Source organism: Bacillus sp. BD59S (assembly GCF_007363175.1).
Taxonomy (GTDB): Bacteria; Bacillota; Bacilli; order Bacillales; family Bacillaceae_G; genus Bacillus_A; species Bacillus_A pacificus.
The window spans coordinates 1247703-1260243 of record NZ_CP034686.1; the positions used below are offsets into that span (position 1 = coordinate 1247703).

Genomic DNA, 12541 nt, shown 5'->3' on the forward strand with positions numbered 1-12541 from the left:
ATATGAATGGCCCATTTTAAAGAAGAGCTGTGAAACTATATTGACAAAAAGGCATTCTCATGTGATAATTCAATTAAATTTTTAGAATAATCAAAAAATACTCCTTTTACATAGAAAGGATTCGAACATTATATGAATATTACGCCGGGGGTGACGAAATGTTATTTTTTCTAAAGAAATGGAATGAATTAAAAGATGTGAAATCTGAACTAGCACTTCGTGATTGGTTTTATGGTACAAAAATTAGTTTATCACTCTGTACGTCAAAAGAGCCGTTAACTTTTTTAGTAAACGTTGAGGGAAGGGATAAAGGGTTATTTTCAGAAGAAGATTTTATTGTTGTAAACTGTATGTGTGAACCAGTATTTGAAAATGAAGAAAAACCAGCTGCGGAATCATTTATGCATGCAGATATTTATAAAAAAAGTAGTGCAGAATGTATTTTACAAGTACAGACTGTAGATAGTCATTTAATATCAGAGTTGTATGGAGAAGAAGGGGAAGTAACATTCGATAAACGTACCGTGGAACGTGTTTTTGGAAAAGAAGGTATAACAGAAATGACAATTCCCATTGTAGAAGATGAGAAAAGATTCGCTGATTTATTAGAGAATAATGTGCCGAATTTTATTGAAGGTGGAGGAGTAGTTCTCGTTCATAATTATGGCATGATTGTGTGGGGAAAAACTCCAGAAGAAGCGAAAAAATGGTTGGAGGGTATAGAATATTTAATGAACTACCATGTAAAATTGTTAATGATAAAAGGTGCAAAGAGCTCTGTTATATGAAATGTTTGTGATGTCGTTACAAGTCAATAAGTAAATGAAAGCGTTTTAAAAATAATTTTACTCATAAAATATAGGTCTCCTTATTATATATAGATTACATGTTGACATGTAAGGAGGAACATATTTTGCGAGTTAAATATCATTTTCTGCCAAAACAGCAAGTAACATTTTGCAAAATGAACGATTCAGGTAAGAAGGCTCTGCAAATTATGAATGAAACGGGATTTCGAGCAATCCCTGTATTAGCAGAAGATGAAAAGAAATTCATGGGGATTATTTATAAAGTGGATCTTTTAGAAAAGAAGTGTAATGGTGGATTAGAGGAATTAAGAACGGAACATATGCTAGAAGATTCCACTGCATTTATTTTTGAAAAGGACTCTTTTTTCAGAGCATTTTATGTTATTCGTCGTCTTCCGTTTTTAGCTGTATTAAATGATTATAATGAATTTGTTGGCATCTTAACTCATTCCAATGTATTTGATGTTATTGAGGATTCATTTGGTATGCGGACGGGTGGTTATATATTAACAATTGCAACACAAGATTGTAAGGGAACGATTAAAGAACTTGGGACATTGTTGAAAGCATTTCATATCGGTGGACTATTTACGCTAGATAACGGCGATCAATATATTCGCCGCGTTATTGTCAATATAACAGATGAGTTAAATGAAAAAAGATTAAAGCAATTAATCGAAAAAATAGAGAAAAAAGGATTCAGGGTGAGTCATGTAGATTATATTTAAGATGAAAAGGAAAGGGAGCAATTTGCTATATGCAGATTGCTCTCTTTTTTAGTTTGAGTCATGAATCTTATTTTGAAACAGGAGGCGGAGATAATGCTAAATCGGATAAAAAAATAAAATCTGCATGTTCACGAATTTTAGGAATAGAGGTTTCTATAACACGTGATGTAATTTCACCTGGAGGCCCAACGTGTCCGATAGCTACCATAATCGGTTTTTCTTGAAGTTTTTTAATGAGTAATTGGGCTTGTTTTGAAATATGTGCCGCTGTGTACACGTCATCAAAAAATAATTGATTTTCAATAATTGGCACTCCTAATTCTTTCCCGATTTTTGGGACGACACTCTTAGGATTTGTTTTGCTATCTAAATAAAATAAACCGTGTTTTTTACAAGCTGCAAGTATAAGTCGTACAATTCTTTCGTCCGCAGTCACTTTTGATCCCATATGATTATTCATCCCAATTGCATGTGGTACTTCTTGAATCGCTTGTTCGAGTCGGTTGTTTATTTCTTCGTCGCTTAAATCAGTTGTAATTGCTTTTGGTCCAAGCCATTCTTTTTTACCTTTAATCGGTTCCATTGGCATATGTATAATAACTTCGTGTCCTTTCTTATGAGCCGCTATCGCATCTTCCTTTGTGGAAGGAAGAAAAGGCATAACAGCAACAGTTAGTGGAATAGGAAGTGATAACATTTTATCAGTCCCCTTCATATTATTGCCGAAGTCATCAATGACAATAGCTACTTTGTTTGTATGGGCCTTGGCTTGAACAGGAAACAAGAAGGATGGCAAGAACATAGTCAAAATCAGCAATGCAATCGTATATTTGCGCATATAAATAGTTCCTTTCTATAATTATTAATCATCATTATGATTTGCTTTTTTATATAAATTAAACAAAAAATGTCGAAGAAGAGTATATGGAAAATAGAGAATCCGCTATTTAATTGGTGTTTGTAAAAAAAGAAGATGAAAAAATTGTCTATTATTGCGAATGTATTTACAAAGATAGAATAATTTGTAATAATTCTCAAAGTGAGGGTAAAGATTTGTAAATTACAGGGAGAAAATGTTAAATTTTCTGATTCTTCAAATTCAAATATGATTAAGCAGTTAAAAGTCCGATGGAGAAGTGAAGTAGAGAGCATGGAAGTATAATAAGGGGGATATGAATGTTTACTGTAAAAAGGAAGTACACACTAGAAAAGCTTTCACGTGATATTCATATGAAACGTGAAGAGATGATTCAATTAGGTTTAACGAGTGGGTTAAATAGTATGGAGACGATTCAAGTGAGTCAAGAATTGGACAAGCTTATTTTACAGTACCAGTGTTATAAAGAAAAACAAACACCAAAATGGTTATCAATTATAAAGGTACCTATTTTTCAAATTGGGTATGAAGGGAAATCAAGTAATTTTTGGCGAATGCTTGTGGCTGGTTTTATGAAATAAGTATAATTATCCTTTAGGGATAAGGATAATTATACTATGTGTAACGGAATTTCGATATGAACTGTCGTTCCTTCGTTTTCTATACTGTTAATAAAAATATGCCCGTTGTACATCTCTACAATTCGTTTACATATGACAAGTCCAAGACCTGTTCCAGTATCTTTATTAGTAAAGAACGGATGAAAGAGGTGTTTTTGAATATGTTTTGGAATCCCTTTTCCAGTATCTATAATTTGCAATTGTGCGTGTGTTTCATTGTTTGTTATGAAAATAGTTAGTGTATCGCCAGAAGTCATAGCTTCAATTGCATTTTTTGTAATGTTTAAAACCACTTGTTTCATATGGTCTTTTGAGCACCGGATATGAACAGGACGGTCTGGCAAATGTAAATGGAATACAATATTATGTAGATTCGCCTCAGATTGAATAATTAATGCTACCTCATTTAGAATGGTTCTCACATCATATGTTTGTTCAATGATTGCAGTTGGCTTTCCAAGAATAAGAAATTCACTTACAATTTCATTAATTCGCTCTATTTCTTGTTCGATGATGGAAAAATAGAACTGATCTTGTTCATCTTTATATTTCTCTTTCAATAGAGCGACGAGCCCTTTAATTCCGGTAAGTGGATTACGGATTTCGTGGGCTGTACTAGCTGCAAAAGTTCCAACTAATTCAATTTTTTGTAGTTCATTTTGTTGTCTTTCCAGTTTTGTTTGTCGTTTTAACAACATATATTGAGCGAGTAAAAATAAAATTGACATTAAAAATAAAGTAGCTATACATTCTACGGCAACCCACTGGTTTAAAGTTTTTTGATGAATAGGTAACGGAGAAACAGAGACCTTCCAATCTAATCTTTGGAGTGGAGTAGTAAGCATATTAGAATGCGCATCACTTGTTTCGTTATTATCATCGGTTAGAAAAACTACATCATACTTATCAGTTACTTCAAAATGGTATTGTGGCTTAATGGCATTTAAAGATGATGAAATGTAGTCAAAGCGTAAACTTGCTAACAATAAGCCTGAGAGCTCCTTCTGTTTATTAAAAATGGGAGAAGCAATCATAATAGCTTGATGGCCAAGAACACGATCTGTAATGACGGATGATACAGTTGTTTTCTTAGTTTGTAATGCGTTTTGAATATATTTACGATCTGAGACATCAACAGGTGGTCGGTCACCTTCCGATGCGATTGTAATGATACCTTCTGGTGTAGCGTAATATAGACCAGAAAAACGTGCATCGTTTCCATCTGTATCATGTACAATTTCTTTCATCCCATTAATATTTCCAGTCTCGGTTCCTACGACCTTTGCGAGCATTTCTAGGGCAGAAATTGCTTCGCCAAGGTGGTGATCTAAATAGTCTCTATATAAAAAGAGAACCGTATGGGCAACTTGTTTATTTTCTTGTTTCATTTTATACGAATGATATGAATAAAATGTAGCACCAATCCCTATTGTTGGTAGGATAACAAGCAATATATATAAAACTATGCTGTGGAATTTGAATTTCAAATTTGGTACTCCTTCTTTTTTATTATCATTATATATAAACTATGTTAAAATTGTCATGTTTTTATTCAAGAATCATTCATAATATATTTGGGGAGAGGTAATGAATGAGTGAATACTCATTCGGAATTTATATGAAGTACTATGTTGTTCTTTTTATTACTGAGAATTTAAGTGAAGGGTTGAAAGTTGTATGACATCAAATAATGAACGAGAAGATATTTCTCAATCTTTAAAAGTATTTATTGCATTATCTCGTGTACATCGTTCTGTTATGGATACTACAAATAAGTCGATACAAAGTAACGGTTTAAATCCAACTGAGTTTGCTGTATTAGAACTGCTATATCATAAAGGCGGTCAACCACTTCAGCAAATTGGTGAGCGTATTTTAATAGCTAGTGGCAGCATTACATATGTTGTGGATAAGCTAGAGAAAAAGGGACTAGTAAAAAGAATTCCGTGTCCGAATGACAGACGTGTTATTTATGCACAATTAACTGAGGCTGGGGAGAACTTTATTGCTTCTATTTTTCCAGGGCATGAACAAGTTATACATCAGTCTTTTGAAATGTTAACGAAAGAGGAAAAGGACGAATTACTGGATCTATTAAAAAAGATTGGAAAGTATGAAAAGTAATAATATGTTCCAAAGGAGCTTTGGATAAAGAAATCCAAAGCTTTTTTGTTTACATGTAATGTTGGCAGTATATGTTGTATTTTGCTGAAGAATAAAAGGAGATTTGTAAGTAAGCATTGAATTATAGTAAGGATGCATATAATGGAGAGGAGGCTCGTTCATGTCATTTAAAGACTATGAATATAAAAGGCCAAATATTGAAGAATTAAAAGAGAAGTTTACTGTTGCTTTAGAGAAGTTTGATAATGCGAAAACTGCGGAAGAACAAAAACAAGTTATTCATTCAATTAACGAAATTCGCAACGATTTTGGTACAATGGGGAATCTTTGTTACATTCGTCATTCTGTCGATACGACAGATGCTTTTTATAAGGAAGAACAAGATTTCTTTGATGAATTCTCTCCAGTTGTACAAGGGTATGGTACAAAGTATTATCATGCGTTAATTCATTCTCCATTCCGCGAAGAATTAGAGGCGTATTATGGGAAGCAATTATTTGCTCTTGCGGAGTGTGATTTAAAAACATATTCTGATGAAGTCGTGAAAGATTTACAATTAGAGAATAAATTGTCTTCACAATATACACAGTTATTAGCATCTGCAAAAATTGATTTTGCAGGAGAAGAAAGAACGTTATCACAGCTTATTCCATTTATGCAAGGGAAAGAGAGAAGTGAACGTAAAGCAGCAAGTGAGGCGTATTACGGATTTTTAGCTGAGAATGAAGAAGAGTTAGATCGTATTTATGACGAGCTTGTTAAAGTGAGAACGAAAATCGCCAAATCTTTAGGTTTCAAAAACTTTGTTGAACTTGGATATGCAAGAATGTACCGTACTGATTATAATGCAGAAATGGTAGCGAATTATCGTCAGCAAGTGCTAGATTATATCGTTCCTGTTACAACGGAATTAAGAAAACGACAACAAGCACGTATCGGTGTAGAGAAGTTAGCATATTACGACGAAAACTTTGAATTCCCTACAGGTAATCCAACTCCAAAAGGAGATGCGGATTGGATTGTTAATCATGGAAAAACGATGTATAAAGAGTTATCGGCTGAAACAGATGAATTTTTCAATTTCATGTTAGATAATGATTTATTAGATTTAGTTGCGAAAAAAGGAAAAGCTGGCGGTGGATATTGTACATATATTGAGAATTATAAAGCGCCGTTTATCTTCTCAAATTTTAACGGAACGTCTGGTGATATTGACGTATTAACACATGAAGCGGGCCATGCTTTCCAAGTATACGAAAGTCGTAAATTTGAAATTCCAGAATACAATTGGCCAACATATGAAGCGTGTGAAATTCACTCTATGAGTATGGAATTCTTCACATGGCCATGGATGAAGCTATTCTTTAAAGAAGATGCAGATAAATATTACTTCTCTCACTTAAGTTCAGCACTTCTGTTTTTACCGTATGGTGTATCTGTTGATGAGTATCAACATTATGTATATGAAAATCCTGAAGCAACACCAGAAGAGCGTAAGACTGCATGGCGTAATATAGAGAAAAAGTATTTACCGCATCGCGATTATGAAGATAATGATTATTTAGAGCGCGGTGGATTCTGGCAACGTCAAGGACATATTTATAGCTCGCCGTTCTACTATATTGACTACACGTTAGCACAAATTTGTGCACTGCAATTTTGGAAACGTGCAAGAGATAATAGACAAGAGGCGTGGGAAGATTATGTGAATCTGTGCCAACAAGGTGGAAGTAAATCATTCTTGGAATTAGTAGAAGTTGCAAATTTAACATCACCATTTGCTGAAGGCTGTGTGAAAAGTGTTATTACAGAAATTGAAGCATGGCTACATGCAATTGACGACACAAAATTGTAAAAAACATGCGCTTTTTTTCACATGTTTAACATCGACATAACAAGAAAATGATGAGATAATAAAAGAAAATTCAGAATACTAAAGGGGTGTTTCTAATAAGGAGCACCTCTTTTCACCAACAAAAGGGGGGAAAGAAGTATGCTTCAATCTAATATGGATGTGAGTTTAGAAAGTTTGGTGAACTCATTACAGTCTACCCGAAGCACGCTATTATCAGAAATTGAAATGTTAAATGATACAGAAGTGAATGTAAAGCCACGTCGTGATAAATGGAGTATTATTCAAATTTTGCATCACTTGCATTTAGTTGAACAATCTGTTACGTCTGCCCTTGCATATGCTTTACAAAAAAATGAAAGAAACACGACTCCATTTAAAGACCTCCAACTTACGCTGGATCGCACGCATAAACGAGAAGCTCCTCAGCAAATGAAACCAACAGAAACGCTAATGAAAAAACAGCAAGGAATTCAATTACTAGAACATTCACGACAAGAACTATTACACACGCTTCATAGTGTTTTAGATGAAAAAGATCTATTTGAAAATGGATTAAAGCATCCTGTTTTTAATGATTTGAATTTGTATCAGTGGGTTCAATTTCTTGATTTGCATGAACAAAGACATCTTACGCAGTTAAAAGAGGCGAAACACGCAATTTTGCAACGATAATCAGAAGGAAGTGGGAGACCACTTCTTTTTCATACGTGTATAGTTTTCTTTCTTATTTTGGAATACTACATGGAGAAAGATAAGAAGGAGTTGAAAAGTATGTCCAAGAAAAAGAAAGAAGAAGAGCGCGCATGGAAAGCACGTAAAGAAAATCAAAAACCACATGGCAAAGTGAAAGCTTTTGCTGAATTAGTTGAAGGAACAGAAAAAACGTGATGAGTATTTCATCACGTTTTTTGTATGAGTGGAAAAGTTAATAAGAAGGTTGTACCTGTACCTTTTTCACTTATAATATCAATTTTTCCATTCATAGCTTGAATAACACTGAATACGACCATCATTCCAAGACCAGTACCTTTTTCTTTTGTTGAGTAGAAAGGGGATCCAAGGCGTTTTACTTGTTCTTGATCCATACCAACTCCTGTATCTTTTATATACAATTGAATATGCTTATGATCAGGAACTAATGTGAAATAAAGATCACCGCCTTTTGGCATGGCCTCAATGCAGTTTTTTAAAATATTTAACAAACATTGATTTAGTTTTTGTTTTTCTCCCGCGATAAAAAAAGAAGTACTTTGCTTTATATAATGTGTACGCACATTTGTTAAATTAGCAAGCGGTGTAATTAACGATAATGCATGCAGTAGTTCTTCTTCTAACTGTAATGTTTGTTCTTTTTCAATACTTGGTTTTGCAAAGGTTAAATAATCTGTAAGAACGTGATTTGCTTGTTCGATTCCATTGATGGCTATGTCAATATATAATTTTCGCTCTTGCTCAGTGCATGTATCTGACTGCAAAAGTTGTAAAAATCCTTTTGTTGAAGTTAACGGATTGCGAATCTCATGAGAGATGGATGCTGCCATTTCGCCAATTAAATGAAACTTTTCAGCATTCATAAGTTCGTTTTGAAGACGAACTTGAGTTTGTAATATGTGTAGTAAATATAAAATAAGTATCGTACCAAGTATCGTACATAACTCATACACAATAATATGTGGTATATAATCAGTCTTATTTGTAACCTTTGAAAGGAAGAAAGGTATCCAACTCAATCCGTATGTGAGACTGTAGATAATAGCAAGTGCTACTTTTATACGATTAGAGGTTCGATTGAAAACTTTATATGTAAATAGTAGGACAATAAATAGAAGGATAGAACCGATAAGCGATGGGAAAACACCTATTCCTCCTAATAAGAAGCGATATATATTTAGTACAACTAATATAGATCCACCGGCAATAGGACCTCCTGTTAATGTACCGACAATTAATACGATATGACGCATATCAAATTGAAATCCATAATTTGTTTTTGCTCCGAAAGTGATACATAGTATGGTAGCGAGGCAACATAATGTAATAAATATAGTTGAATTTAATTTAGGAGAACGTTTCCCTTTTTGATTCCAAAATAAATGGTATACGAGCATTGTAACAAGGATGAATAATATATTTAAAAAGAGATAAATAATAAAGGGTTTCAGTGGGATGCCTCCTCTCTTCTCACATTAGATTAATCATACTATAAAATGCAAGAAATGAAATGAGAAATAGCGGAAAAATCAGAAATTTTTTCTGGTAGCATACAATATGTTACAATAAGCTTTGTCAATGAAAGAAGGAATTCCGTGTAATGCACGGGAGAGGTTCGCGAACTCCCTCTATAAAAAACTATGGAAACAACAATATCATTAGGTATTGTTTTGTTTTTTTATTGTGACAGTTCAAGAACGTTCTTTCTTCTTATTCGTAGTAGAGAAGGAGAATGAGTGAAATGAAAAAAGAAAAGGCAGTTGTTGTTTTTAGTGGAGGACAAGATAGTACGACATGTTTATTTTGGGCAATGCAGCAGTTTGCAGAAGTAGAGGCTGTAACGTTTAATTACAATCAACGTCATAAGTTAGAAATTGATTGTGCAGCGGAAATTGCAAAAGAGCTAGGAATTAAACATACGGTACTAGATATGAGTCTATTGAATCAACTTGCTCCAAATGCGTTAACGAGAACGGATATGGAGATTACACATGAAGAAGGTGAATTGCCGTCGACTTTTGTAGATGGACGAAATTTACTATTCTTATCATTTGCTGCTGTATTAGCAAAACAAGTTGGAGCACGTCATATTGTAACGGGTGTATGTGAAACTGATTTTAGTGGTTATCCAGATTGCCGTGACGTGTTTGTGAAATCGTTAAACGTTACTTTAAATTTATCCATGGATTATCCGTTTGTGATTCATACACCACTTATGTGGATTGATAAAGCGGAAACATGGAAATTATCAGATGAGCTTGGAGCATTCGAGTTTGTTCGAGAAAAAACATTAACATGTTATAACGGAATCATTGGTGATGGTTGCGGTGAATGTCCAGCATGTCAACTTCGTAAAGCAGGATTAGATACGTACCTACAAGAACGCGAAGGAGCGAGTAACTAATGGATAATTTCTTTGGATTTCGCATTGTAGAAAATTTGCAAAAAATGGACAAGGATATTCAGCGTAAACAGCTTAAATATCATAATAAAAGAGTAATGGTCAGCAAGGAATTTACATTTGATGCAGCACACCATTTACACTGTTATGAAGGGAAATGTAAAAACTTACATGGTCACACATATAAAGTTGTATTTGGGATTAGTGGATATGTAAATGAAATCGGTCTTGCAATTGACTTTGGAGATATAAAAGAAATTTGGAAGAATGAAATAGAAATTTATTTAGACCATCGTTATTTAAACGAAACGTTACCAGCGATGAATACAACTGCTGAAAATATGGTCGTTTGGATTTATGAAAAGATGGCAGAAGCGTTAACAAAAGATAATCGTGTGAATGAATATAAAGGAGCTCGTGTTGAATTCGTTCGTCTATTTGAGACTCCGACTAGTTATGCAGAAGTAAGACGGGAGTGGATGCTCGATGAGTAAAATCCCTGTCTTAGAAATATTTGGTCCGACTATTCAAGGTGAAGGAATGGTTGTAGGACAAAAGACGATGTTTATCCGTACAGCTGGCTGTGATTATAGCTGTGCTTGGTGTGATTCTGCTTTTACGTGGGATGGATCTGCTAAAGATCAAATTAGACAGATGACAGCGGAAGACGTTTGGAATGAGCTTGTAGAAATTGGCGGCGAAAATTTTTCTCATGTTACGATTTCAGGTGGAAATCCGGCATTGCTGAAAAATATTGAGTTTCTTCTTTCTATATTAAAAGAGAATGGAATGCGAACAGCAATCGAAACGCAAGGGAGTAAATGGCAAGATTGGCTACTTCAAATTGATGAGATAACGATTTCTCCAAAACCACCAAGTTCGACAATGAAAACTGATTTTCAGAAGTTAGATGCTATGATTCAGAAACTAGCAGGAAAAGATATTAGTTTAAAGGTAGTAGTATTTGACGATTATGATTTCGAGTATGCAGTTAAGATGCACGAACGTTATCCACATGTACCATTTTTCTTACAAGTAGGGAATGATGATACAAAAACTGGGGATGATGCGATGTTGATTAAAAAGTTATTAGATAAGTATGAGTGGCTAATTGAAAAAGCAGTTAATTGTAAAGAAATGAATAATGCAAAAGTATTGCCGCAGCTTCATGCGTTAGTATGGGGAAATAAACGCGGAGTATAATGAGAAGGGATGTTTAAAATGGCAGGAAGATTAGATGAAGATTTAAAAGATGTAACATTATTAGGAAATCAAAATACAAAATATTTATTTGAATATAGTCCAGAAATTTTAGAGGTATTTGATAATAATCATCCAAACCGTGATTACTTTGTTAAATTCAATTGCCCTGAATTTACAAGCTTATGTCCGAAAACAGGCCAACCGGATTTTGCAACAATTTATATTAGCTATATTCCAGAACAAAGAATGGTAGAGAGTAAATCTTTAAAACTATATTTATTTAGTTTCCGCAATCATGGTGACTTCCACGAAGATTGTATGAATGTTATTATGAATGACTTAATTAAATTAATGGATCCACGTTACATCGAGGTATGGGGTAAATTCACACCACGTGGAGGGATTTCCATTGATCCTTACTGCAACTACGGTCGCCCAGGAACGAAGTATGAACAAATGGCGGACTACCGCATGATGAACCATGATTTATATCCAGAAACAATTGATAATCGTTAATGTATAATAGAAAGAAAGGATCTGTATAACATACAGATCCTTTCTTTCTATTATATTATGCATTTTGATTAATGACAGTATAGTTTTTATGACTAACAACTGTAAGAGGTTCCATATCTAGTTCTCTAAAATTCTCCATAATTGTTATATCTACAATAACGGAGTTTTGATTTACTTTTTGAACACGGCCTTGCATTCCACCTTTAAATTCAATGATATCTCCAGTTTCTGCGATCTGCATAAGCAACTCTCCTTGTTACAGTTTTTCCAAAAAAGAATAATTTGGGATTTTTTATTTTCCTTTATTTTGAACTATGTTTCCTGTTTTGTAAATGTTTTCAAAGTAAAAAATCGAAAAATATTCACTTTTTGTAAGAAAATATCCAAGAATGTCATGTTATTAGAAAAAAAGAAAGGTTTAAATGCAGACATCTTTATATAGGGGTATAATAAAAATGTACAAGAACCTACTAAAGTGGGAGAAATTAGAGGCGGTAAAATGATGTTTGAATTTGTGGGGAGTGTTATAACATTAACTTTATTTGTATTTTCTTATATACATTTAAAAAAGATTCGTCATCATGAAATGACTACATATTTTGATGGGATGGATGGGATACATGCTGGGATCACACATGAGAGTGGCGGGGATATGTAAAGTTGTATAACTTTCTTTTTTTGCGTGGTATGATATGTA

General features: G+C 33.8%; 16 protein-coding genes and 1 riboswitch. Of the genes, 12 read left to right on the forward strand and 4 right to left on the reverse strand.

Features of this window, described 5'->3' with window-relative positions; translation table 11 throughout:
- Window positions 1-158 precede the first annotated feature (158 nt).
- The gene (locus tag EKQ63_RS08360) at window positions 159-788 is read left to right on the forward strand and encodes a class II aldolase/adducin family protein (RefSeq protein WP_087951757.1); all 630 of its coding nucleotides are present in this window, start codon (window positions 159-161) and stop codon (window positions 786-788) included.
- Between the two features lie 125 nt (window positions 789-913).
- A complete protein-coding gene (cbpA, locus tag EKQ63_RS08365) occupies window positions 914-1537 on the forward strand; it encodes a cyclic di-AMP binding protein CbpA (protein ID WP_087951758.1) in 624 nt (207 codons plus the stop codon).
- A 67-nt stretch (window positions 1538-1604) separates the two neighbouring features.
- Here cbpA and EKQ63_RS08370 read toward each other — a convergent pair whose 3' ends face one another.
- Entirely contained in the window at window positions 1605-2375 is a 771-nt protein-coding gene (locus EKQ63_RS08370) for a divergent polysaccharide deacetylase family protein (RefSeq protein ID WP_001234128.1), read from the reverse strand.
- 338 nt (window positions 2376-2713) lie between these two features.
- Here EKQ63_RS08370 and EKQ63_RS08375 point away from each other — a divergent pair, with 338 nt between their 5' ends.
- Window positions 2714-2995, forward strand: a complete 282-nt coding sequence (locus tag EKQ63_RS08375) for an aspartyl-phosphate phosphatase Spo0E family protein (protein WP_000495532.1) — start codon at window positions 2714-2716, stop codon at window positions 2993-2995.
- Window positions 2996-3024: 29 nt separating this feature from the next.
- Here EKQ63_RS08375 and EKQ63_RS08380 read toward each other — a convergent pair whose 3' ends face one another.
- Window positions 3025-4521, reverse strand: coding sequence for a DUF3149 domain-containing protein (locus EKQ63_RS08380; protein WP_087951759.1), 1497 nt, complete (start codon window positions 4519-4521; stop codon window positions 3025-3027).
- A gap of 190 nt (window positions 4522-4711) precedes the next feature.
- Here EKQ63_RS08380 and EKQ63_RS08385 point away from each other — a divergent pair, with 190 nt between their 5' ends.
- The 4 genes from EKQ63_RS08385 to EKQ63_RS30160 all read left to right on the forward strand — a co-directional run bounded on the left by EKQ63_RS08385 (window position 4712) and on the right by EKQ63_RS30160 (window position 7901).
- Window positions 4712-5158: a MarR family winged helix-turn-helix transcriptional regulator gene (locus EKQ63_RS08385; RefSeq protein ID WP_087951760.1), complete on the forward strand. Its 447-nt coding sequence runs from the start codon at window positions 4712-4714 to the stop codon at window positions 5156-5158.
- A 160-nt stretch (window positions 5159-5318) separates the two neighbouring features.
- Window positions 5319-7013, forward strand: a complete 1695-nt coding sequence (locus EKQ63_RS08390) for a M3 family oligoendopeptidase (RefSeq protein ID WP_087951761.1) — start codon at window positions 5319-5321, stop codon at window positions 7011-7013.
- A gap of 138 nt (window positions 7014-7151) precedes the next feature.
- A complete protein-coding gene (locus tag EKQ63_RS08395) occupies window positions 7152-7685 on the forward strand; it encodes a DinB family protein (protein WP_000941965.1) in 534 nt (177 codons plus the stop codon).
- A 99-nt stretch (window positions 7686-7784) separates the two neighbouring features.
- A complete protein-coding gene (locus EKQ63_RS30160; RefSeq protein ID WP_000038254.1) occupies window positions 7785-7901 on the forward strand; it encodes a DUF6254 family protein in 117 nt (38 codons plus the stop codon).
- An 11-nt stretch (window positions 7902-7912) separates the two neighbouring features.
- Here the strand turns inward: EKQ63_RS30160 and kinB are convergent, their stop codons facing one another.
- Window positions 7913-9121 carry a sporulation sensor histidine kinase KinB gene (kinB, locus tag EKQ63_RS08400; RefSeq protein ID WP_087951762.1) on the reverse strand — a complete coding sequence of 403 codons (1209 nt, stop codon included), beginning with the start codon at window positions 9119-9121 and terminating at the stop codon, window positions 7913-7915.
- A 207-nt stretch (window positions 9122-9328) separates the two neighbouring features.
- Window positions 9329-9372: riboswitch (PreQ1 riboswitch) on the forward strand.
- Window positions 9373-9465: 93 nt separating this feature from the next.
- On the opposite strand from kinB, the gene queC reads away from it, so the two are divergent.
- From queC to queF, 4 genes are read left to right on the forward strand one after another with little or no spacing between them, the layout of a single operon-like run.
- Window positions 9466-10128, forward strand: coding sequence for a 7-cyano-7-deazaguanine synthase QueC (queC, locus tag EKQ63_RS08405; protein WP_087951763.1), 663 nt, complete (start codon window positions 9466-9468; stop codon window positions 10126-10128).
- Window positions 10128-10619 carry a 6-carboxytetrahydropterin synthase QueD gene (queD, locus tag EKQ63_RS08410; protein ID WP_000368413.1) on the forward strand — a complete coding sequence of 164 codons (492 nt, stop codon included), beginning with the start codon at window positions 10128-10130 and terminating at the stop codon, window positions 10617-10619. The genes queC and queD overlap by 1 nt, the downstream gene beginning before the upstream one ends.
- Window positions 10612-11328 (forward strand): 7-carboxy-7-deazaguanine synthase QueE, encoded by a 717-nt coding sequence (gene queE, locus EKQ63_RS08415; RefSeq protein ID WP_087994469.1) that lies wholly within the window; start codon window positions 10612-10614, stop codon window positions 11326-11328. Before queD ends, queE begins: the two co-directional genes overlap by 8 nt.
- A gap of 18 nt (window positions 11329-11346) precedes the next feature.
- Complete coding sequence (queF, locus tag EKQ63_RS08420; RefSeq protein ID WP_000918895.1) at window positions 11347-11844, forward strand: preQ(1) synthase; 498 nt, start codon at window positions 11347-11349, stop codon at window positions 11842-11844.
- Between the two features lie 55 nt (window positions 11845-11899).
- Here the strand turns inward: queF and EKQ63_RS08425 are convergent, their stop codons facing one another.
- Complete coding sequence (locus tag EKQ63_RS08425; RefSeq protein WP_001165081.1) at window positions 11900-12085, reverse strand: YkvS family protein; 186 nt, start codon at window positions 12083-12085, stop codon at window positions 11900-11902.
- A gap of 258 nt (window positions 12086-12343) precedes the next feature.
- Between EKQ63_RS08425 and EKQ63_RS29855 the strand changes: the two genes are divergently transcribed.
- The gene (locus EKQ63_RS29855) at window positions 12344-12502 is read left to right on the forward strand and encodes a hypothetical protein (RefSeq protein ID WP_190240639.1); all 159 of its coding nucleotides are present in this window, start codon (window positions 12344-12346) and stop codon (window positions 12500-12502) included.
- Window positions 12503-12541 lie beyond the last annotated feature (39 nt).